We start from the raw sequence: 20,215 nt of genomic DNA on the forward strand, positions 1-20,215 counted from the left end.
CATCATCTCCATCTTCGTCAGAGAACGGAAACCAACCTTGTACGAGAAGAAGTCACTCATCGCCGACGGGTTCCACACCACCTACATCGAGGCCGGCAACCCCGACAAGGACACGATCGTCCTGGTCCACGACGGCGGTTTCGGGTCCACCGCCGAACTGTGTTGGTCCGAGATGATCCCGCACCTGACCGATCATTTCCATGTTCTCGCCCCTGACCTTCTCGGATGGGGTGGAACCGACAAAGCGGTCTTCCTCGACCAGCCGCCATACGCACCCCGTGTCAAGCACATCGCGGCCTTCTGCCAGGAACTCCGTGTCGACCGGGCACACTTCGTCGGAGCCTCCTTTGGTGGCTCGATGGTCATGCGGGCAATCTCCGACCCTACGAACCCGTGGCCGGTCGACCGCGCGGTGAGCATCTCCGGAACAGGCGGCCCCTACCGGCTGCCCGAAGGCATCGCAGCCCTGGCCGACTACACCCCGAGCCTCGAGGATGCCGCCAGGATGACCGGCTACCTGGTGCGGAGTCTCGACGGAATGGACGAGCACATCCGACAGCGGTTCGAAAACAGCCTCATCCCCGGGCACTGGGAAGCGATGACCGCGCCTCGGCTGAGCAACCCGGCAGCCGAGCGAAGCCCGAACGCCGACCCGTTCCTCGAACTCTGGGCAAAGACACAGGTCCCGGTGCTTCTCGTCGAGGGTACTCGCGACGAACTCCTCGAGTCGGGGTGGTCGAAGAAGCTCGCCGACCTCACCCCGAAGGCGCGCACAGCTGAGATCGACTACGCGCACGAACCGAACATCGACGCGCCCGCCGAGACCGCCGGCCTGATCGTCGACTTCCTCACCGGAGGTCTTGAATGACCCCGACCGCACTCACCACAAACGAAGTGGACCCGTGCGACGTCGCGCAGCCCGGTCACTACGATGCCTGCCTGCCGATCGTCGAGGACGACGATTTCCTCGAGCGCGCGGTGCAGGATGCGGACCTGCCGGCTCTGCTTGCCGCCCTGGCACTCGCGAATGCCGATCCGTCGTTGCTAGCCGACGAGCTGCGGCCGCCGCTGCCACCGATGGACTCGGTGATCGCTCCTCAAGGGGGGATGTCCGCCGACGCCCAGCAGCTGGCCCGCAAGGTTGCTGTGAACGCCCTCAAGGCATTTCGCGATCGAGGCTCCGCTGCTACGGCGCCGCCGTCCGAGGAATTCCTCGCACACATCATGCGCTTCCTGACCAAGGACGCGAGCGACGATTACCTGCCCCTGCTGAGGCACGAACTGGGCATTCCGAACGACTACGGCGCACCGGCGTGGAAGAAGTCGGAGATCGCTCCAGACATCGATTTCAGCGTGGCGATCATCGGCGCAGGAATCTCCGGCATGGCCGCCGCACACCGACTGCAGCAGGCCGGGATCGACTACGTGGTGTTCGAGAAGAACACCGAGGTCGGCGGCACCTGGTGGGAGAACGTCTACCCCGGTTGTCGGCTCGACACCCCGAACTTCGCCTACAGCTACTCGTTTGCGCAGAAGGCCGACTGGCCACAGCAGTTCTCGACACGGAACGAGATCGAGAATTATCTGCAAGACGTGGCAACCACGTTCGACCTGCGACCCAACATCGAGTTCGGGACCGAGGTAGCTTCCCTGTCGTTCGACGACGACAGCCAGTCATGGATCGTTACGACGGAGACTGAGGACGGTGTCCGCCGAACCCGCCGGGTGAACGCCGTCATAACTGCTGTCGGACAGCTCAATCGACCGAACATTCCGGAGCTCCCCGGGCTCGACTCCTTCGCCGGCCGCTGGTTCCACTCGTCGCAGTGGGACACATCGGCGGACCTGAGCGGGCTGAGGGTGGCAGTGGTCGGTACCGGCGCGAGCGCGTACCAGATCGTTCCCTCGATCGCGGGCACGGTGCAGCACCTGAGTGTCTTCCAGCGAAACGCCCCGTGGATGCTCCCTACACCCAACTACCTTGCAGATATTCCTGCCGGTATGGCGTGGCTGCTGCGTCATGTCCCGCACTACGGCCGGTGGTATCGCTTCTGGCAGTTCTGGATTGCCGCCGAAGGGCGTCTGCCGTTCGTGGAGGCCGATCCTGACTGGGCGGAAGAGGACAGTACCTCGGCGAAGAATGCGGAGCTACGACGCCAGCTGCTGGCTCATCTCGGCCGGCAGCTCGAGGATCATCCCGACCTCCTGGAGAAGATGACTCCCACCTACCCACCGGGTGCCAAGCGCATGCTCCGCGACAACGGAGTGTGGAGCTCGACCCTCATGCAGTCGCATGTCGATCTCGTCACCGACGGCATCGAGGCCATTACCCGGGCCGGGATCCGCACGGTAGACGGCGTCCTGCACGAGGTCGACGTCATCGTCTTCGCGACCGGATTTCGGGCTTCCGACTACCTCGAACCAATCACCATCACCGGGCGCGACGGAAAGAACCTCCACGAGTCATGGGCCGGGGACGCGCGGGCATACATGGGCGTCACGATCCCGTCCTTCCCGAACCTCTTCATGCTCATGGGTCCGAACACCGGTGTCGTCGTCAACGGCAGCTCCCTGTATATGGCGGAGTGTGCCGCCGAGTACACCGTCGAGTGCATCGGCGAACTCCTCCGTGCCCGTAAGAAGACCATCGAGCCGCATGTCGAGGCGATGGACGAATTCTGCGATCGGGTCGACGCGGGAAATCGTCTCCGCACTTGGGGGGTTGCCAACGTGCACACCTGGTACCGGAACCGATTCGGCCGTGCCACACAGGTCTGGCCGTTCTCGCTACTCGAGTTTTACCAGCTGACGAGGACCCCGGATCTGTCGGCGTTCGACCTCACGGGCGACTTCGAATGAGCACGCCGAATGTGACCAGTGCCGGCAAGGCAGCGTCCCTGCTGACCGGTCCGATGCCGACTGCGTTGCGCGTGGAATCCCGCGAGCAGGTGTCCGCCGATGTCGTGTCGCTGACGCTGGCCGATCCCCTCGGACAGCGTCTCCCACCGTGGACACCTGGATCGCACATCGATCTGATCCTGCCCAACGGGATGTCACGCCAGTACTCTCTCTGCGGAAACCGTTGGGATACATACCGTTACCGGGTCGCTGTCCTGAACGAACCGGACGGACGCGGTGGATCGCGGTGGATTCACGAGAACCTCCGCGAAGGCGAAGTGCTCGGCTACGGCGGGCCGAGGAACCACTTCCCCTTGGTTCCCGCTGACCGCTACCTGTTCATTGCCGGCGGCATCGGCATAACGCCGATAATCCCGATGATCGAGCAAGCGGTGCGGACCGAGACACCGTGGCGCCTGGTGTACGGAGGCCGCAACCGGCAGTCGATGGCATTCCTCGACGATCTCGAAAGACACGGGGAGCGCGTGCACTTTGCGCCCCAGGACGAGGTCGGCCTACTCGATCTCGACGCGGCCCTGGCCGATGTGGAGCCCGGAACCAAGGTGTACTGCTGTGGGCCGGCCGGATTGCTGGAGGCAGTCGAAGCTGCCTGCCGGCACCTACCGCCGTACGCATTGCACACAGAGCGTTTCACAGCATCGGCAGCAGAATCGTCACAGGATCGTCCGTTCACACTCAGCCTCCTTCGATCGGGCACCGACATCGGTGTCCCTCCAGGGGTGAGCGCTCTCGACGCACTCGCCAATGCGGGAATCGGAATCCTCTCGTCCTGCCGTCAGGGGACGTGCGGAACCTGCGAGGTCACCGTGGTCGACGGGGTGCCCGATCACCGTGACAGCGTGCTCAGTGAAGTCGACCGACAGGCGGGCGACTGCATGATTTCGTGCGTCTCGCGAGCACAGACCGAACGCCTCGTCCTCGACTTGTAAACACAGAAGATCGGACCATGATGCCAGCACAGCGTGCACCTGTTACAGAACTGGATATCGACCCCTACGCGCTCGAGAACCTCCTCGACCGATCACGGGTACAGCAGGAAATCCGGAAGACAGCGCCGGTCGTCTACCTCAATGCCTACGGCGTCTACGCCACCGGACGCTACGACACGATCCGAGAGGTGTTCGCCGACTGGCCCCACTATCAAGTGGGTGCCGGAGTGGGCCTCGCCAACTTTCATACCGAAACGCCGTGGCGTCCAAAGGCAAATCCGACAGAGACCGACCCTCCCGAGCACGACGCTCCCAGACGGGTGCTCACCGACGTCCTTGGTATGAGAGCACTGCGGCGGCTGCGGGAGCACTGGATCGAGGAGGCCGAAGAGGTCGTCGACCGGGTACTCGCCCGCGGCCCGGAGATCGACGCCATGACGGACTTGGCCTCCGCCTTTCCCTTGAAGGTCTTCCCCGACGCCGTGGGTCTTCCCCCCGAGAACCGGGACAACCTCCTCGCATACGGCGATCTGGTCTTCAATGCCTTCGGCCCCCAGAACGAGCATTTCCACCGCGGGGCAGCTCGGCTGTCCGAGCTCTCCCAGTGGGTCACCACTCTCTGCGAGCGCCAGAGCCTGAGCCCCGACGGGTTCGGTGCCAAGATATGGGAGGCATCCGACCGTGGAGAGCTGACAGCCGACCAGGCCCCACTCGTCGTTCGCTCCCTCCTGTCGGCCGGCATCGACACCACGGTCCACGGTGTCGCCGCGATCCTGCACGCCTTCGCCACACATCCAAACGAATGGCAGCGACTCCGCAGCGAACCCCAGCTGGTTCGTCGGGCTTTCGACGAAGCCGTCCGCTGGGCATCACCTCTCCAGTTCGTCTTCCACACAACGTCGGAGGCTGTCGAACTCGAAGGCGTCCAGCTCGGAAAGCACAGCAAGATCATGCTCGTGATCGGCGCCGGCAACCGGGACCCGCAGCGATGGGAGGATGGAGACCGTTTCACGCTCACGCGCGACCCGTCCGGCCACGTCGGCTTCGGGATGGGTCTTCACCAATGTGTTGGCCAGCATGTCGCACGACTCGAAGCGGAAGCACTCTTGACCGTCCTGGTCGACAAGGTCGAGAAGATCGAACTGGCTGGTATCCCCGAGAGAGGCGTGAACAACACGCTGCAAACGTGGAAGACGCTCCCGGTGCGACTTTCGAGCTGATTCCGTTGGCCGGGGTGCGGGCGGAAATCGGAACAGCAAGGCCGGGACGTTGCTTGATCCTGCGCGGACGACAGGATCGGCAAGTCCGCACTTGTGGAGGAGTTCGTGGACCGGAACCGAGTGCCGAAACGCCTCAGCCTTCGGCGGCCAATTGCCCGCAGGCGGCCGCGATTTCCTGACCACGGGTGTCACGCACCGTGCACGGCACACCCTGGGCATTGACGCGCCGAACGAATTCGGCCTCAACAGGTTTCGGGCTCGCATCCCATTTGCTGCCCGGGGTCGGGTTCAGCGGGATCACGTTGACGTGAACGCGAGATCCCAATGCCTTGTGCAGCTTCTTGCCGAGCATGTCGGCGCGCCAGGGCTGGTCGTTGATGTCGCGGATGAGGGCGTATTCGATCGAGACACGGCGGCCGCTCTTGTCGGCGTAGTAGCGGGCGGCGTCGAGGACCTCGGAGATCGGCCAGCGGTTGTTCACCGGGACCAAGGTGTCGCGAAGCTCGTCGTCGGGGGTGTGTAGTGAGACCGCGAGGGTGACCGACATGTCCTCATCAGCGAGTTTTCGGATGGCGGGTGCCAAACCGACTGTTGACACCACCACGTTGCGCTGGGAAATACCGAAACCGTCCGGCGCGGGCGAGGTGATTCGACGAACTGCGGCGACAACGCGTTTGTAATTGGCCAGCGGCTCGCCCATACCCATGAAGACAATGTTGGATAGGCGGCCCGGCCCACCGGCGACATCGCCGTCGCGCATGGCCGCCGCGGCGGCGCGCACCTGGTCGACGATTTCGGCGGTGGACAGGTTGCGGTTGAGGCCGCCCTGGCCGGTGGCGCAAAAGGGGCAGGCCATGCCGCAGCCTGCCTGGCTGGAGATACACAGCGTGGCACGGTCCGGGTAGCGCATGAGCACGCTCTCGAGCAGAGTGCCGTCGCCCGCGCGCCACAGGGTCTTTCGGGTCTCGCCATCGTCGCACGCGACATGCTTGACCACCGACATCAGCGGCGGGAAGAGTGCCTCGCCGATCTTCTCGCGCACCAGCGCGGGCAGATCGGTCATCTGCTCTGGGTCGGCCTGCAGTCGTCCGTAGTACTGCCGGGCGATCTGGTCCGCGCGAAACTTAGGTAGCCCCAGTTCCTCGACCGCCGCGCGGCGCCCGTCGGCGTCGAGGTCGGCGAGATGCCGCGGCGGCATACCACGGCGCGGAGCATCGAATACGAGCGGCAGGGAGACGGTCATAGTTTCTCCAGTGTCCCATCCCAGGTCGCCGCCGCCCGCCGAAGGTGACCATCACTACGCCCGACGCGACGAAAGTCACGTCGGACCGAGGCCGAGACCCTACCTTGACCCGACATCACGACATTCGGTTCATCGGCACTGAAATGCGCGTACCAGCCATAGCGATCGGTAATGATCGAATGATGACCCACCGCGCCGAGCCGCCAGATCGTGATGCCCCGGTCACTCCACCACCGGCCGCACCCGGGCCTCCGACCGCGCCCAAATCGCGGAGGATCTCCAAGACCGTGACGAAGTCCCGAGTCGGCTCGACCTGGATCGGGCTGATCGCCGCCGCACTGATTGGCGTCGTGCTGCTGATCTTTATCCTGCAGAACCTCGAAAATCAGCAGGTCGAAATGCTCTTCTGGAGCTTCTCGCTGCCAGTGGGGATCCTGGTGCTGCTCTCGGTGATCGCGGGCGCGTTGGTGATGGCGCTGGTCGGTGGCGTCCGGATCATCCAACTCCGCCACGCCGCAAAGCGTTAGCGCCTCTCTATGGGGACGGGACGACAGTGAACGACCGGCACTTCGCTCGGGAGGTGGCGTTCTCAGCCGTTAGATGAGGGCCGTTAGATGAGGGCAGAGAGCACCAACCAGGAAACGAACGCCGAGGGCAGCATCGAGTCGAGGCGGTCCATGATGCCGCCGTGGCCCGGCAGCAGCGTACCCATGTCCTTGATGCCGAGTTCGCGTTTGATCTGGGATTCGATGAGGTCACCGACGGTTGCCACCAGAACCAGGCCGATGCCGAGCACCACGCCGATCATCGAATTGGCATCCAGCAGCAACGTCACCGTCAGCAGGCCGCCGATGACACTGAAGACCAGCGAGCCACCGAAGCCTTCCCACGATTTCTTCGGGCTGATCGAGGGCACCATCGGGTGGCGGCCGAACAGGACACCGGCCACATATCCGCCGACATCCGAGCAGACCACCAGGATCATGAAGGTCAGCACCCGCAGGTTGCCGTCCGGCTCGAGCAACAACAGGGTGGCGAAGGAGGCGAGCAGCGGAATCCACGCCAGAGTGAATATCGCAATGGCCGTGTCGCGCAAGAAGTTTCGGGGCGCGGTATGCAGACCGTGATCGAACAGGCGCCACACCATGCATATCAGCGCGGTGGCCGCGAACGCACCCGCGACACCGCTGGCGCCCCACGGCCAGCCGAGCCAGAACACCGCCTGCCCACCCACGATGAGCGGAATCCGGGGCACACGCACGTCGGCCTCGCGCAGCCGCTTGGCAACCTCCCAGGTCGCGATGCCGACCCCGACCGCGGCCACCCCGATGAACACCTTCGGTACGAACAGCAGGATCGCGATCAACGACAACCCGAGGCCGAAACCGACAGCAAGCGCGGCGGGCAGATTGCGCCCGGCACGTGATCCGGAAGCCGCGGGCGCCGCGCCCACGGGCTCGGATGGGGCGTCGGGATCTACTTGTTCTGCATGGGTGACCGGCACAGCCTCAGCAGCGGCGGGCTCCACCGGTTCTTCCGATCCAGGGACTGCCGTGGCATCGCCGCTATCGTCGGCAACCGCGGGATCACCCACGGTCACGGCGTCGCTCGCGCGCCCGTCCGACGCTTCAGGTGTGCCATTACCCGGCAACGGCTCCTGCGCCGCACCGGTCGCGGCAGCTTTCTCGGCCACGATTGTCCCGTCGCTCACTCGTCGTTCCGTTTCCCCCGCCCGGGCGGGCCTCGGTGTCTGATCGCGGGTTCGCCTTCGGGGCCAATGGCCCACGCCGCGCTCTGTCGTCAGACCTCGAGCAGTTCAGATTCCTTATGCTTTACCAGTTCGTCGATCTGGCTGACGTACTTGGCGGTGGTCTTGTCGAGCTCCTTTTCGGCGCGCCCGACCTCGTCCTCACCCGCCTCGCCTTCTTTCTGGATGCGAGACAACTCGTCCATGGCCTTGCGCCGGACGTTGCGAATCGAGACCTTGGCGTCCTCCCCCTTGCTCTTGGCCTGCTTCACCAGTTCCCGGCGGCGCTCCTCGGTGAGCTGCGGGACGGAGATGCGGATGATGTCACCGTTGTTGGTCGGATTCACGCCGAGATCGGAGTTACGGATCGCGGTTTCGATCGGTCCCATCTGCGCCTGCTCGTAGGGCTTGATCACCACCATCCGCGGCTCCGGCACGGTAATGCTCGACATCTGAGTGATCGGGGTCAGCGAACCGTAGTAGTCGACGACGATCCTCGAGAACATGCCCGGGTTCGCGCGACCGGTCCGGATAGATCCGAGATCGTCCTTCGCGACCGAGACAGCCTTCTCCATCTTCTCCTCGGCATCGAAGAGCGCTTCATCAATCACGACCGTTTCCTCCACAGCGTCGTATGTCCATCGTCCGACTTACCTCAAGTGTCCCTCGGGGTGTGCGGGGCCGGTGCCCCGCAGGAGTCAGGACTGAACCAATGTGCCGATCTTCTCACCGGCGACCGCCCGGGCAATATTGCCCTTCGTCAACAAATTGAACACCAGCATCGGCATCTCGTTGTCCATACACAAGCTGAAAGCCGTCGCGTCCGCGACCTTGAGGTCTCGTTCGATGACCTCTTTGTGAGTGATCTCGGTGTACATGGTGGCGCTCGGGTCCACTCGCGGATCCGCGGTGAACACACCATCGACTGCTTTCGCCATCAACACCACCTCGGCGCCGATTTCCAGCGCACGCTGGGCGGCGGTGGTGTCGGTGGAGAAATAGGGCATGCCCATTCCCGCACCGAAGATGACCACGCGCCCCTTTTCCAGATGCCGCTTGGCGCGCAGCGGCAGGTAAGGCTCGGCGACCTGTCCCATGGTGATCGCGGTCTGCACTCTGGTATCCACGCCCCGTTGCTGCAAAAAGTCTTGCAGCGCAAGGCTGTTCATCACGGTGCCGAGCATACCCATGTAGTCCGAGCGGGCGCGTTCCATGCCGCGCTCCTCGAGTTCGGCGCCACGGAAAAAATTGCCGCCGCCGATCACCACTGCGACCTGCACGCCGCTGGCGACCACCTCGGCGATCTGCTCGGCGACGGTCTGCACGACATCGGGGTCGAGTCCGACTGCGCCGCCGCCGAACATCTCCCCACCCAATTTGAGGAGTACCCGGCGATATCCTGGACGGTCGATACCCGGGTCCGTCATAGGTGTGCTTCTCCTTCGGCGGTAAATTCGATTCTCGGCAAGCAGGTCGGCCGGACGCATTGTAGAGCGCCCCTATCCTGCCCTATTCGGATTGCGTGGGAATAGAAGACCCCCTCCGAAGTACCGGGCTCGCGCCCGGACAGCCGAAACCCCTCGCACGCCGATGGGACGTGCGAGGGGTTTCGTGGGTGCTATCAGGCCTGACCGACCTCGAAACGGGCGAAGCGGGTCACGGTGACACCGGCCTCGTCCAGCAGGGCCTTGACGGTCTTCTTCGAGTCGGTGACCGACGACTGCTCGAGCAGCACGACGTCCTTGAAGAAGCCGTTGACGCGGCCCTCGGTGATCTTCGGCAGCGCGGCGTCCGGCTTGCCCTCTTCGCGCGCGGTCTGCTCGGCGATGCGACGCTCGTTCTCCACGATGTCGGCGGGCACGTCGTCGCGGGTCAGGTACTTGGCCTTGAGCGCGGCGACCTGCATGCCCACCGCACGCGCGGTGTCGGCAGCGGTGTCGCCCGCACCGGTGTACTCGACCAGGACACCGACGGCGGGCGGCAGGTCCGAGGCACGCTTATGCAGGTAGGTGGCGACCTGGCCGTCGAACGCGACGACACGACGCAACTCGAGCTTCTCACCGATCTTGGCGGCCATGGCCTGGACGGTGTCGTCGACGGTGGAGCCCTCGAGCGGCAGCGCCTTCAGGGCGTCCAGGTCGGCGGGCTTGGCGTCCGCGGCGGCGGTGACGATCCGGTCGGCCAGCGCCTGGAACTCGGCGTTCTTGGCGACGAAGTCGGTCTCGGAGTTGATCTCGACCATCACGCCACCCTTGGCGGCGACCAGGCCCTCGGCCGTGGTGCGCTCGGCGCGCTTGCCGACATCCTTGGCGCCCTTGATGCGCAGCACCTCGACGGCCTTGTCGAAATCACCCTCGGTCTCGACCAGTGCGTTCTTGCAGTCCATCATCCCGGAGCCGGTGAGCTCCCGCAGCCGCTTCACGTCAGCGGCGGTGTAGTTCGCCATCGGTGGCGATCCTCCTGTGTGTTGTCATGGGTGGTAAGAGCACCTTGCCGACCTCTCCCGCACAGGAGAAGCCGGCAAGGTGAACAAAAGCCGTCGCGGTGGCAGCGACAGCGCCGGAAGCGGCGGCTCGCGCAACCACAAGGGCTCCGCTGCCGCCGCCATCCAACACTGCGTAGCTCAGAAGTCGGCCGGGGTGGTGGCCGGCGGGACCTCGGCAACCTCGGCGTCCGCCGCGGTCTGCACCTCGGGCTCGGTCGCGGCGGGTGCGGCCTGCGCGAGCAGCTCCTGCTCCCACTCGGCGAGAGGCTCGCCCGCGCCGGCTTCCGGCTTGTCGTCACCGGAGGAGGCACCGGCCCGCGCCTGCACACCCTCGGCCACCGCGGAGGCGACAACCTTGGTGAGCAGCGCTGCGGAACGGATCGCGTCGTCGTTACCCGGGATCGGGTAGTCGACCAGGTCAGGATCGCAGTTGGTGTCCAGAATCGCGATGACCGGGATGTTCAGCTTGCGCGCCTCGCCGACGGCGATGTGCTCCTTGTTGGTGTCTACGACCCAGATGGCCGAGGGCACCTTGGCCATGTCGCGGATACCACCGAGGGTGCGCTCCAGCTTGTTCATCTCACGCGTGAGCATGAGGATTTCCTTCTTGGTGCGACCTTCGAAGCCACCGGTCTGCTCCATGGCCTCGAGCTCCTTGAGGCGCTGCAGGCGCTTGTGCACGGTGGAGAAGTTGGTGAGCATGCCACCCAGCCAGCGCTGGTTGACATACGGCATCCCGACGCGAGTTGCCTCGGCCGCGATCGACTCCTGCGCCTGCTTCTTGGTGCCGACGAAGAGAACAGTGCCACCGTGGGCGACGGTCTCCTTGACGAACTCGTAGGCCTTGTCGATGTAGGTCAGCGTCTGCTGCAGGTCGATGATGTAGATGCCGTTGCGGTCGGTGAAGATGAACCGCTTCATCTTCGGGTTCCACCGTCGAGTCTGGTGTCCGAAGTGTGCGCCGCTGTCGAGCAGCTGCTTCATTGTTACGACAGCCATAGCTCTCGTATCTCTCTTTCATTGCCGGTTGACGCAGCAGATCGGCGACCTGCTGCCCTGGCGCCTCCGAATCATCGGACCCGACCGTTGGTCGGGACCAGCCGATGGTTCCCTGCTTCGCACACGCGCTGCCACGAACGATCTCTCCGATATGAGTTCGATTCGAGCAGCGCCATTGCGAACAAGCACGGGTGGCGCGCGAAGTCGGTCCATTCGTGCACAGACCGCTCGATCATTCTACGGGGTGGGGGCCCCACCGTCTAAATCGACCTCGGCGGCATCAGCTGCGCAGGGCCGCTGGTCAGGAGAAATACGTGATATCCACAATCGTGTGGTTTGTCCACAATCGGCGACTTGGGGTGCTGCGGCAGGCATGGGCGAGTGAGGGTGGAGGAATGAATCGCATCAGCATTTCCATGACGACGCTCGTTCCGCTCATGTTCACAGGCTGGCTGGTCACGGCGCCCGGCGCGACGGCGGGGTCACCAGAAACGACCGGGCCTGCCGCCACGTCGATGGAGGTCCACGCGTCATTGCCCGCGCAAGGCTCCACTCCGGGTGCCCTGGCGATGTTGCTCACCGCAGGCACGGGTTCAGCGCGGACATTGCTGGAATCGAACCCTGAGCTCGCATCGGTACCCGGCCTGTTGTGTCTCGCCGTCACGGAAGCCACGCGCGGCGATGGCACGGGTTCGGCGGACACCGTGCCGCGAATCGTGAGCGCCGTGTTGCGGTTGCTGGAACTGGTCCGGCAGGTCCCGCTTCCCATCCCGCGCTGACACCGGATGAATCGCGTCGGTGCACCGCGACCGCGCGACGTGAGTCGGGTCGTGACAGGCCTCGCCGGAGCGGTCTTCCTGCTGTGCATGCCGGGGCCGCCGCCGGTGGTGGCTGCTCCGGCCGGGCAATTCGCGTGGCCTTTGCAACCGCGGCCCGCGGTCGAGCGGCTGTTCGACAAACCAGAGAGTGACTGGTTACCGGGGCACCGAGGAGTCGATCTGGCCGGGACGGCTGGTCAGGCGGTACTGGCAGCCGGTGACGGGATCGTGGTGTTCGCCGGAACCGTGGCAGGCAAGCCGGTGGTGTCGATCGATCATCCCGGCGGATTGCGGACCACCTACGAGCCGGTCGAGGCGACGATTTCGGTGGGCGCTCGGGTGGCGCGTGGGACTCGGATCGGGACGTTGGAGCCCGGTCACGAGGGTTGCACTGCCGCGGCATGCCTGCATTGGGGTGCTCGACGGGAGGGCGATAGGCACAGTCGCCGGGAGTATGTGGATCCGCTCGGTCTGGTGCATTCCACTCCCCTGCGCCTGAAACCGGTGCTCCGTCAGGGCTGAGGCCGAACACATCGGACTCCTCATCAGGAGCTGGTGAGTTTTGTCGCGGGCTCTACCGAACAGTCGTTCCTACGGCCAGGATCGACCTATGAACAATGCACTCGGTGATCCACCGTTCACCTATACCGAGGTGGGCGCGACCAAGGGGCGACTACCCGACGGGTATCACCGGTTTCGGCTGCGGCGCCCGATCGGGCATGGGCGGGCGCTGTTCGAGTTGGCCGGTGCCGAGATTCTGGCGTATCGAATGCAGAAGGGCACCGGCATTTTTCACGAAGCAAGCACACCGACGGCCGCGCCGGGGACCCGGCTGACGATACGACTCGGCATGGGGCCGTTGGCAATTACGGCGCCATGCCGAGTGGTGTACCTACTCGATGAACCGGATCGGCGTGGATTCGCCTACGGCACGCTGCCGGGACATCCAGAAATCGGCGAGGAGTTGTTCGCGGTCGAGTACGACTCGGCCGACGAGACCGTGTACGGACTGGTGACCGCGTTCTCCCGCGGTGGAGCCTGGTACGCGCGGCTGGGTGGGCCGGTGGTTCGCCTCCTACAGCGTTTTATTGCGAGCCGGTACATCAGTGCGCTCCCGACCGGCGACTAGACATACGGGCCAGTAAACAGCGAGACCGAGGCGGCAACGGGGTACGGACACATCATCGCGAACCCGCTGGCGCCGATAGCCCGTGGTGTCATCACGGGCCAACGGCGCCAACGCCTTACAGCAGCGCCTCCAGCGTGGCCGCCTCGGCGCGCAACTTGTCACGACGCTCGACAGCTCCGAGGCTGTCGTATTCGGCGGCGGCGGTTGTACGGTCGGCGATTTCGGCGCGCACGACCCGTTCGATGTCCGCATCGGTGAGGTCGCGGCGGCGCGCTTCAGCCGCGCCGGGACCGACCGCGCTGGTCTCGATCGCACCGGCCCGCACTTCGTCCGCGTCTATGGCTTCCGCGTTGTCGATAGCTCCCAGCGCCGACCGTAGCGCCGCGATGGCGTTGCGGTCACGTGCCTTAATGGCGGCGGGGAGGGCGGCGCGCAAACGCGCACGGAGCGTACCGGACTGGTCGATCGCTTCGGTGGACATGCTGGCCGACCGTACGCGCGATGGGGTCGACGATCGACCGTTTTCCTCGAGACACTCGGGGCATGTTTCCGGCCTCGGAACGACGATCACCCGCACAAAGCCGTCGCGGTCGCGCCGTGTCGGCCCCGCGACGATGCAATCGCCAATGGCGCCGCAGTTCCCGCAACATCCGATCCGGCCGGATCGGTAGGTCACACCCGAACAGGGGCAAGACTATTCAGGTCCGGGGGATGCACCCGGTCGGCGGCGGATCGCGGCCCTCCAACTATCTACTCGACGGCCTTTATCCCGGAGCAGCCAGAGCACCTGAACCAACGCGACCGACGCGGAGGACACCGTTGCACACACGAGCTCTACCGGACCGCGTCGCGCATCCAGCAGCCGCCGCAACGGTATCGAAATCGCCTGGGCCAGAATGGGATACATTCATAGTTCGATCAACCCGGCTGCGGTCCATGCGCAAGCGACGGCGACAATCACCAGCACCGTCGCGGTGACAGCACGCGAGCCGTGTTCGAAACGCCCATCCCGCAAACTGCGATTACGCCGATAACACACCCCGGCAAGAGCTGTCAGCGCTGCGGCGGCCCCGACCGGCGCGATCGTCGCCGCCTGCCAGCCATTCATCGCAGCGTAATTGAGAAACAACGCGGCGACGACCATCACTCCGATCGCCGTACGCCGCCACGCCAATGCGGTCCGTTCCGCGGCCAGGCCCGCCGGGCTCATCGCAGCAGTACCGCGATGCATGCCAGCACCGACACCAGCGCGATCCCCGCCGACAGTATCGGCACCATGATTGTTTCGGGCAACGGCCCGCCGCGACGCATAACCGCGCCGATGCGCCGCCAACGTCCGTAGGCGCCGACCGCGATAGTCACCGCCAGCAGAATGCAACTCAACGCGAGCGCCCGCCGGACGCCCGACATCCCGAACGGCTGCACCAGGGTTTGCACGGCCACACCGCCCGCGAGTAGACCGAGAGAGGTACGCATCCATGCCAGAAAGGTGCGCTCGTTAGCGAGCGTGAAGCGGTAATCGACCTCTTCTTCACCCTCGTCGGACTCTTCGGCGGGACTGGGGAGGTTCACGCCGCCTCGGCAACCACAATGCGGCATACCGCGAGCTCACACCATCGCTGCGGAATTCGGTGCCGATCGCTGGGGTTCACGGGCGCCTCCTCCATCTCTGGTCGATTGACGTGCGTTGCCTGAGCAAACATCCGCAAGGGCAGCGTAGCCGTGGCCGGAACGGCCGTCCACGAGCCCCACTGCGCGACAGCGAAGCCGGAGAGCCCGCTCGCCTCAGACCGTAATCGCATCCGGGTACGTCATCGCGAGTCGATCTACTACGGAAACCATGAGCGCGCTTTTGGGCAATCCGAGCGATGCCAATTCTGTGGCGATCGCATGGTCACCGAGGTAGTCGATGAGCCGTTGCGCCGCGACGGTGGGCACCACGTAGCTCGCCATGAAGGCGCGCGCGAACCGGATCCGCACCGGCATCCGTATTTCCTTGCCGAGAACGGCGTGGTTGCTCACGTCCACCAATCCTCCAAAACTGGGTTCACGAAGACCGGACGGCCGGGATCAGGCTCGGGGGTGGGCCTGATCGTGCACCTTCTTCAAACGTTCGATGGAGACATGCGTGTACAGCTGGGTGGTTGCCATGCTGGCGTGACCGAGCAGTTCCTGGACCACACGCAGGTCGGCGCCACCCTCCAGCAGATGTGTCGCCGCGGAATGCCTCAGGCCGTGCGGGCCCATGTCAGGCGCTCCCGGTATCGCCGAAACCACCTCGTGCACAACATTTCTGGCCTGACGCTGATCGAGGCGCTTGCCACGCCTTCCCAGTAGGAGCGCCCGCCCGGAGTCGGCGCAGGCAAAGGCGGGACGACCGTACTGCAACCAATCCGCGATCGCCGTATCCGCGGGCACGCCGAACGGCACGGACCGCTCCTTGTTGCCCTTGCCGAGCACTCGAACCAGATGCCGTTCCCGGTCGAGGTCGTCGATATCGAGTCCACACAGCTCGCTGACCCGAATTCCCGTCGAGTACAACAGCTCCACGATCAACCGATCACGCAGTGCCATCGGATCACGTTGCACGGCACCCGATTCCGCCGCATCCATGGCGGCTACCGCCTGCTGGGTGCCGAGCACCGCGGGCAGCACCCGATGCGCCCTCGGTGACCCGAGCCGCAGTCCTGGATCAATTTCCAGCCGGCCGGTCGCGGTCAGCCATGCGGTGAACGTGCGAGCCGACGATGCCCGCCGCGACATCGTCGTGCGGGCGACCCCCGACGCCGCCTGCTGCGCGAGCCAAGATCGCAGCAATGCCAGATCCAGTTCCCGGATAGCCGAATCGGATGATCGGGCATACAAATGGGTCAACAGCGCGCGGGCGTCACCAAGATAGGCCCGCACCGTATGCGCCGACCGGTTGCGGCCGAGGCGCAGGTGCCGCCCGAACTCCTCCAGTAACGCCTCGAGATCCTCCGGCAACTCCATTGCTTCACCGTCACCCGCCGACAAGCGGTTGGCAAGCCAGCGCGCCGTAGATTACCTCGGTAATCCGTTGTCGCACCGGCCGTTTCCACCCGCAGGCCAACTCGATAGCCGCGCCGGCCCGCTCCGGGGGGCCTGGCAACATCGCCCCAGCACCCGATATCGACTGGCAGGCGCGCGGATGCCTGCGATCAACCGCTTGTCGTCGTCGAAATGTGGCCAGCGAACGCGCATTCGGGGTCGGCGACCGATCGGCGTCATCAGGCCGATCAGCGGGAAAGCCGAGCTCCGAACCTGACAGCCTGCCCTCATGGGCCGGGCGGCTGGTCGACCCGATACCAACCGTACTCGTCCACCCCGACCAGTCCCGCAAGCTCCAAAGCCGGGAGCACGCCACGCACCGTCGAGAGCGCCACACCGGACTGGTCGGCGAGGTCTCGGGGCAGGCGGGCGCCGATTTTCGGTAGCGCGGCGAAGACGGCAGCTTCGTCGCCTGACAGTCGATCGCCGGGATCCGGCTTCAGGTCGGCAGGTAGTGACAGCCGCAATGGTCCCGCTTCGTCGATCACGTCCTCGGCGCGGGTAACGAGGACCGCCTCCCCCTCCCTGATCATGCGATGACAACCGACCGAGGATGCCGAGGTGATAGGTCCCGGGACAGCCAATGCCGGGCGGCCGAGCCTGCGAGCCCATTTAGCGGTGTTGCGGGAACCGCTGCGCAAACCGGCCTCCACCACCAGGACGCCGTCGGCCAGGGCGGCTATGAGGCGATTTCGGGCCAGGAATTGATGTTTGTGGGCGACAGTGCCGGGCGGATATTCGCTGACGACCAGTCCGCACTCCGCGATCTCGGAAAGCAGCCGGGCGTGCTGCGCCGGATATGGCCGATCGACGCCGCAGGCCAGAACCGCGATGGTCGGACCATCGACTGCCAGTGCCGCGCGATGTGCCATGCCGTCGATACCGAACGCGGCACCGGAGACAATCGTCCAGCCCTGAACGGCCAGATCGCCTGCGATCTCGCCGGTTACCCGGTCTCCATAACCGCTGCTACATCGCGCACCGACCACTGCGAGAGCCCGCTGGCTCGATTCGAGTAGCGAACGCGGACCGCGCACCCACAAGGCCAACGGCACCGCGCCATCCCGGTCGCGACCGGGTTCGAGTTGACTCAGTCCGAGCATCCGCCACGCGGGCCACTCGGGATCGTCCGGCGTAATCAGTCGCCCGCCGATCCGCTCGATGAATTCCAAGTCTCGCGCCGCAGTGTCGATTCCGCGACGCTTCTCGGTTGGCCCGCGCAGCGATTCCGGCAATGCACGCGCCCGTACCGCGTGCGCGGCTTCCAGAACCCCGACCGAATCGATCAACAACGACAGTGCTGCACAAGGACCTTCGACAACCCTCGACAGGTAGGCCCACGCCAAGCGCCGCTGATCGGCCTCGCTCGCATCACCCGCGACCGCCACCCCTGGGGCAGAACCCGCGATCCCCGCTGTACCGACTAGCACGCACTCCGACGGTGCTACGCCACCATGACCACCAGTAGCGAACTGCCCGGCATCTACCCCGCCGACAGGCATCACACGCCCACCATTCCGGATCGCGACCACGGCGGAATCCGTCACACCGCAATCGCCCACCCGCGACCACCCCGCGGCTACGCCGGGTTCGGACACCACACCTCCCCCGCTACCCGGCCCGAAGGACGCAGCGGCATCGGCATCCACACCCGTGGGTATTTCGGCACATTCCAGCGGCCCTCCAACAGCCGGGACCGGTGCCGCGCGCTCCACACCTGCTGCGGCTGATGGCGTGTTCACGGCCCTGGTCATTGCGCACCTCGCTGTCGAAAGTTCAACGCCGACATGACGTCCTGTGCGCTGGGCATACCGCCAGCACGCAAATCGCAGACCGTCCACGCGACTCGGATAGCGCGATCGGCGCCACGAGCCGACAACCTGCCGAGCCGCAGGGCGGTCTCCACCGGAGCGAGGGACTCTCGGGGCAGCCGAAACCGTTGCCGTAGCGCATGTCCGGGCACCTCGGCGTTGGTGGACCAGCCGAATTCGTGCCAGCGTCCAGCAGCGATCTTCCGTGCGGCCCCCACCCGTTCACGCACCACCGCACTGCTTTCGGCGGCCTCGGCGCCGAACCCGGCGCCGACGTGACCGTGCATCCGCACCCAGATATCAATGCGATCCATCAGCGGTCCCGATAATTTGCCGAGGTAGCGGCGACGCGCGAGCGGCGCACAGATGCAGTCGATATCGCGCGCCGGTGCGCACGGGCACGGATTGGCGGCAAGTACCAGTTGAAAGCGTGCCGGGAAGCGCGCCACACCGTCACGACGGGCGATGCGAACTTCGCCCTCCTCCAGCGGAGTTCGCATCGCCTCGAGGACCTTCGTTCCGATCTCGGCACATTCGTCCAGGAACAGGACCCCACGATGGGCCCGGCTGACCGCGCCCGGCCGGGCCATCCCCGATCCGCCGCCCACCATGGCGGCCGCGGAGGTGGAATGGTGTGGTGCGACGAAGGGCGGCGCGGTGATCAGGGGTTGCTCATCGGACAACGCGCCGGCGACCGAATGTACGGCGGTGACCTCCAGCGCCTCGGCTTCCGACAGCGGTGGCAGCAGGCCGGGAAGACGTTGCGCGAGCATCGTTTTCCCGATCCCAGGCGGGCCTGTCAACAGCAGATGATGCCCACCGGCCGCGGCCACCTCCAGCGCCCACCTGGCTTCTTCCTGACCGGCCACCTCACTGAGATCGCCTTCAGTGCGCACCACGTCGGGACGGGCGCGATCCGGCTCGGCCAGCGTGCCTTCGCCACGGAGCCAGGCGACCAGGGTGCGCAGGCTCGACACTCCATAGACCGCAATCCCATCCACCAAACCGGCCTCGGGCATGGCGGATTCGGGCACCACAACCGACGTCATACCCGCATTACGCGCGGCGATCACGGCGGGCAAGATACCGCGAACGCGCCGAACCCGTCCATCGAGCGCGAGTTCACCGAGCAATACGGTCCCTGCCAACCGTTCCGAAGGTATTACTCCAGCGGCATCCAAAACCGCTGCGGCCAAGGCGGTGTCGTAGACGCTGCCGAGCTTGGGCAGGGTGGCGGGCGACAGCGCGAGCACGACCCTACCGTCCGGCCACTTCTCGCCAGAGTTGACCACCGCGGACCGCACCCGATCGCGCGATTCCTGCAATGCCGTATCCGGTAGCCCGACGAGATGGACCGAGGGCAGGCCCTGCCCGATATCGGCCTCGATCTCGACCAGTTGACCGGTCACCCCGGTCACCGCGACGGAATGCGCCCGGCCGAGTGCCATCAGAAAACCGCCTTCAGATGGTCGATGACCGGCTGTTGCCCCCGGGGCACCAACACCGAGATCACGTCGAAGCGGATGTGCTGCCACGGCCCATCCTGCTCGGCCAACCACAACAGGGCCAGCCGCCGGATTCGCTGCTGTTTGATGAAGGTGACGGCCTCGGCGGGAGTCCCGAAGTTCAGGCCGGAACGGGTCTTCACCTCCACGAAAGCGGTGACACAGGCGTTGCGGGCGATCAGATCCAGTTCGCCGTACCTACACCGCCAGTTCCTGCCGACGATCTCCATCCCGGCGGCCTGTAGGTACCGTGCCGCCAGCTCTTCCCCGTGTGCGCCGAGCGCCTGTTTGTGTGTCACTCGGCCAGACTGCGCCCACCGCGCATCGACTCCGATCCGCCG

The 20,215-nt window shown here is 65.3% G+C and carries 23 protein-coding genes; 9 read left to right on the forward strand and 14 right to left on the reverse strand.

Annotated features, from left to right (window positions below; translation table 11 throughout):
- Positions 1 to 37: 37 nt before the first annotated feature.
- Genes LKE06_RS30020 through LKE06_RS30035 form a run of 4 tightly spaced genes read left to right on the forward strand, consistent with a single transcriptional unit; the run spans position 38 to position 5,068 of the window.
- Complete coding sequence (locus LKE06_RS30020) at positions 38 to 868, forward strand: alpha/beta fold hydrolase (RefSeq protein ID WP_228002825.1); 831 nt, start codon at positions 38 to 40, stop codon at positions 866 to 868.
- The gene (locus tag LKE06_RS30025) at positions 865 to 2,859 is read left to right on the forward strand and encodes a flavin-containing monooxygenase (protein ID WP_228002826.1); all 1,995 of its coding nucleotides are present in this window, start codon (positions 865 to 867) and stop codon (positions 2,857 to 2,859) included. The genes LKE06_RS30020 and LKE06_RS30025 overlap by 4 nt, the downstream gene beginning before the upstream one ends.
- On the forward strand, positions 2,856 to 3,848 hold the full coding sequence (locus tag LKE06_RS30030; RefSeq protein ID WP_372477449.1) for a PDR/VanB family oxidoreductase: 993 nt from the start codon (positions 2,856 to 2,858) through the stop codon (positions 3,846 to 3,848). Before LKE06_RS30025 ends, LKE06_RS30030 begins: the two co-directional genes overlap by 4 nt.
- Before the next feature lie 17 nt (positions 3,849 to 3,865).
- A complete protein-coding gene (locus LKE06_RS30035) occupies positions 3,866 to 5,068 on the forward strand; it encodes a cytochrome P450 (RefSeq protein WP_228002827.1) in 1,203 nt (400 codons plus the stop codon).
- Between the two features lie 133 nt (positions 5,069 to 5,201).
- On the opposite strand, the gene rlmN is transcribed toward LKE06_RS30035, so the two are convergent.
- Positions 5,202 to 6,311, reverse strand: coding sequence for a dual-specificity RNA methyltransferase RlmN (rlmN, locus tag LKE06_RS30040; protein ID WP_228002828.1), 1,110 nt, complete (start codon positions 6,309 to 6,311; stop codon positions 5,202 to 5,204).
- A 287-nt stretch (positions 6,312 to 6,598) separates the two neighbouring features.
- Here rlmN and LKE06_RS33010 point away from each other — a divergent pair, with 287 nt between their 5' ends.
- Positions 6,599 to 6,838, forward strand: coding sequence for a LapA family protein (locus tag LKE06_RS33010; protein WP_228002829.1), 240 nt, complete (start codon positions 6,599 to 6,601; stop codon positions 6,836 to 6,838).
- Between the two features lie 83 nt (positions 6,839 to 6,921).
- Here the strand turns inward: LKE06_RS33010 and LKE06_RS30050 are convergent, their stop codons facing one another.
- The 5 genes from LKE06_RS30050 to rpsB all read right to left on the reverse strand — a co-directional run bounded on the left by LKE06_RS30050 (position 6,922) and on the right by rpsB (position 11,542).
- Positions 6,922 to 8,022, reverse strand: coding sequence for a phosphatidate cytidylyltransferase (locus LKE06_RS30050; protein WP_372477450.1), 1,101 nt, complete (start codon positions 8,020 to 8,022; stop codon positions 6,922 to 6,924).
- Positions 8,023 to 8,111: 89 nt separating this feature from the next.
- Positions 8,112 to 8,669: a ribosome recycling factor gene (gene frr / locus LKE06_RS30055; RefSeq protein WP_228002830.1), complete on the reverse strand. Its 558-nt coding sequence runs from the start codon at positions 8,667 to 8,669 to the stop codon at positions 8,112 to 8,114.
- Between the two features lie 87 nt (positions 8,670 to 8,756).
- Entirely contained in the window at positions 8,757 to 9,485 is a 729-nt protein-coding gene (gene pyrH, locus LKE06_RS30060; protein ID WP_228002831.1) for a UMP kinase, read from the reverse strand.
- 194 nt (positions 9,486 to 9,679) lie between these two features.
- On the reverse strand, positions 9,680 to 10,504 hold the full coding sequence (gene tsf, locus LKE06_RS30065; protein WP_228002832.1) for a translation elongation factor Ts: 825 nt from the start codon (positions 10,502 to 10,504) through the stop codon (positions 9,680 to 9,682).
- A gap of 177 nt (positions 10,505 to 10,681) precedes the next feature.
- Positions 10,682 to 11,542, reverse strand: a complete 861-nt coding sequence (gene rpsB / locus LKE06_RS30070; RefSeq protein ID WP_228002833.1) for a 30S ribosomal protein S2 — start codon at positions 11,540 to 11,542, stop codon at positions 10,682 to 10,684.
- Positions 11,543 to 11,937: 395 nt separating this feature from the next.
- On the opposite strand from rpsB, the gene LKE06_RS30075 reads away from it, so the two are divergent.
- The 3 genes from LKE06_RS30075 (at position 11,938) to LKE06_RS30085 (ending at position 13,489) form a co-directional block, all read left to right on the forward strand.
- A complete protein-coding gene (locus tag LKE06_RS30075) occupies positions 11,938 to 12,321 on the forward strand; it encodes a hypothetical protein (protein WP_228002834.1) in 384 nt (127 codons plus the stop codon).
- 87 nt (positions 12,322 to 12,408) lie between these two features.
- Entirely contained in the window at positions 12,409 to 12,882 is a 474-nt protein-coding gene (locus tag LKE06_RS30080) for a M23 family metallopeptidase (protein ID WP_228003267.1), read from the forward strand.
- An 88-nt stretch (positions 12,883 to 12,970) separates the two neighbouring features.
- Positions 12,971 to 13,489, forward strand: a complete 519-nt coding sequence (locus tag LKE06_RS30085; RefSeq protein ID WP_228002835.1) for a DUF1990 domain-containing protein — start codon at positions 12,971 to 12,973, stop codon at positions 13,487 to 13,489.
- Positions 13,490 to 13,604: 115 nt separating this feature from the next.
- Here the strand turns inward: LKE06_RS30085 and LKE06_RS30090 are convergent, their stop codons facing one another.
- From LKE06_RS30090 to dprA, 6 genes are all read right to left on the reverse strand, one after another.
- The gene (locus tag LKE06_RS30090; RefSeq protein ID WP_228002836.1) at positions 13,605 to 13,970 is read right to left on the reverse strand and encodes a hypothetical protein; all 366 of its coding nucleotides are present in this window, start codon (positions 13,968 to 13,970) and stop codon (positions 13,605 to 13,607) included.
- A 426-nt stretch (positions 13,971 to 14,396) separates the two neighbouring features.
- Entirely contained in the window at positions 14,397 to 14,699 is a 303-nt protein-coding gene (locus tag LKE06_RS30095) for a DUF202 domain-containing protein (protein WP_228002837.1), read from the reverse strand.
- Positions 14,696 to 15,061: a YidH family protein gene (locus LKE06_RS30100; RefSeq protein WP_228002838.1), complete on the reverse strand. Its 366-nt coding sequence runs from the start codon at positions 15,059 to 15,061 to the stop codon at positions 14,696 to 14,698. The genes LKE06_RS30095 and LKE06_RS30100 overlap by 4 nt, the downstream gene beginning before the upstream one ends.
- Before the next feature lie 213 nt (positions 15,062 to 15,274).
- Entirely contained in the window at positions 15,275 to 15,511 is a 237-nt protein-coding gene (locus tag LKE06_RS30105) for a hypothetical protein (protein WP_228002839.1), read from the reverse strand.
- 48 nt (positions 15,512 to 15,559) lie between these two features.
- Complete coding sequence (locus LKE06_RS30110; RefSeq protein ID WP_228002840.1) at positions 15,560 to 16,480, reverse strand: tyrosine recombinase XerC; 921 nt, start codon at positions 16,478 to 16,480, stop codon at positions 15,560 to 15,562.
- A gap of 305 nt (positions 16,481 to 16,785) precedes the next feature.
- Positions 16,786 to 17,904: a DNA-processing protein DprA gene (gene dprA, locus LKE06_RS30115; RefSeq protein WP_228003268.1), complete on the reverse strand. Its 1,119-nt coding sequence runs from the start codon at positions 17,902 to 17,904 to the stop codon at positions 16,786 to 16,788.
- Between the two features lie 108 nt (positions 17,905 to 18,012).
- On the opposite strand from dprA, the gene LKE06_RS30120 reads away from it, so the two are divergent.
- A complete protein-coding gene (locus LKE06_RS30120; protein ID WP_228002841.1) occupies positions 18,013 to 18,288 on the forward strand; it encodes a hypothetical protein in 276 nt (91 codons plus the stop codon).
- A 20-nt stretch (positions 18,289 to 18,308) separates the two neighbouring features.
- Here LKE06_RS30120 and LKE06_RS30125 read toward each other — a convergent pair whose 3' ends face one another.
- Positions 18,309 to 19,817: a YifB family Mg chelatase-like AAA ATPase gene (locus tag LKE06_RS30125; protein WP_228002842.1), complete on the reverse strand. Its 1,509-nt coding sequence runs from the start codon at positions 19,815 to 19,817 to the stop codon at positions 18,309 to 18,311.
- Positions 19,817 to 20,173: a YraN family protein gene (locus LKE06_RS30130; RefSeq protein WP_228002843.1), complete on the reverse strand. Its 357-nt coding sequence runs from the start codon at positions 20,171 to 20,173 to the stop codon at positions 19,817 to 19,819. The genes LKE06_RS30125 and LKE06_RS30130 overlap by 1 nt, the downstream gene beginning before the upstream one ends.
- Between the last annotated feature and the right edge of the window lie 42 nt (positions 20,174 to 20,215).

It is taken from the genome of Nocardia australiensis, from assembly GCF_020733705.1.
In the GTDB taxonomy this organism is placed as follows: Bacteria; Actinomycetota; Actinomycetes; order Mycobacteriales; family Mycobacteriaceae; genus Nocardia; species Nocardia australiensis.

Bases quoted from the DNA above. Each gene is read 5' to 3' on its own strand.
- LKE06_RS30030 (WP_372477449.1), top strand. From the start codon at position 2,856: ATGAGCACGCCGAATGTGACCAGTGCCGGCAAGGCAGCGTCCCTGCTG.
- LKE06_RS30110 (WP_228002840.1), bottom strand. From the start codon at position 16,480: ATGGAGTTGCCGGAGGATCTCGAGGCGTTACTGGAGGAGTTCGGGCGG.
- LKE06_RS30120 (WP_228002841.1), top strand. From the start codon at position 18,013: ATGACCACCAGTAGCGAACTGCCCGGCATCTACCCCGCCGACAGGCAT.
- rlmN (WP_228002828.1), bottom strand. From the start codon at position 6,311: ATGACCGTCTCCCTGCCGCTCGTATTCGATGCTCCGCGCCGTGGTATG.
- LKE06_RS30075 (WP_228002834.1), top strand. From the start codon at position 11,938: ATGAATCGCATCAGCATTTCCATGACGACGCTCGTTCCGCTCATGTTC.
- LKE06_RS30095 (WP_228002837.1), bottom strand. From the start codon at position 14,699: ATGAGCCCGGCGGGCCTGGCCGCGGAACGGACCGCATTGGCGTGGCGG.
- pyrH (WP_228002831.1), bottom strand. From the start codon at position 9,485: ATGACGGACCCGGGTATCGACCGTCCAGGATATCGCCGGGTACTCCTC.
- LKE06_RS30085 (WP_228002835.1), top strand. From the start codon at position 12,971: ATGAACAATGCACTCGGTGATCCACCGTTCACCTATACCGAGGTGGGC.
- tsf (WP_228002832.1), bottom strand. From the start codon at position 10,504: ATGGCGAACTACACCGCCGCTGACGTGAAGCGGCTGCGGGAGCTCACC.
- LKE06_RS30080 (WP_228003267.1), top strand. From the start codon at position 12,409: ATGCCGGGGCCGCCGCCGGTGGTGGCTGCTCCGGCCGGGCAATTCGCG.
- LKE06_RS30025 (WP_228002826.1), top strand. From the start codon at position 865: ATGACCCCGACCGCACTCACCACAAACGAAGTGGACCCGTGCGACGTC.
- LKE06_RS30125 (WP_228002842.1), bottom strand. From the start codon at position 19,817: ATGGCACTCGGCCGGGCGCATTCCGTCGCGGTGACCGGGGTGACCGGT.
- LKE06_RS30035 (WP_228002827.1), top strand. From the start codon at position 3,866: ATGATGCCAGCACAGCGTGCACCTGTTACAGAACTGGATATCGACCCC.
- rpsB (WP_228002833.1), bottom strand. From the start codon at position 11,542: ATGGCTGTCGTAACAATGAAGCAGCTGCTCGACAGCGGCGCACACTTC.
- LKE06_RS30090 (WP_228002836.1), bottom strand. From the start codon at position 13,970: ATGTCCACCGAAGCGATCGACCAGTCCGGTACGCTCCGTGCGCGTTTG.